General features: G+C 51.2%; 1 tRNA gene. It reads left to right on the top strand.

Going from position 1 to position 205, the window contains the following annotated elements:
- The first annotated feature begins 127 nt into the window (after positions 1 to 127).
- Positions 128 to 204: transfer RNA gene (locus VM94_RS12510), tRNA-Ile, on the top strand.
- The last annotated feature ends 1 nt before the right edge of the window (position 205 follow it).

Below are 205 nucleotides of genomic sequence, written 5' to 3'. Positions count from 1 at the left end.
GGAAGGTGCGGCTGGATCACCTCCTTTCTAGAGTTTGCACGAATCATGTAACTGGTTCACGCATCAAATGTTCACACTTATCGGCTGTTAGTAAGAGAAGAAACAGTAGTCGTAGTAGTTCCGCGTTGGGGCTGTAGCTCAGCTGGTTAGAGCACCGTGTTGATAACGCGGGGGTCGTTGGTTCGAGTCCAACCAGCCCTACCAG

Origin of the sequence: Janthinobacterium sp. KBS0711, from assembly GCF_000988085.1 — a bacterium.
Classification (GTDB): Bacteria; Pseudomonadota; Gammaproteobacteria; order Burkholderiales; family Burkholderiaceae_D; genus Janthinobacterium; species Janthinobacterium lividum_E.
This window is presented reverse-complemented; position numbering and strand designations above follow the sequence as displayed.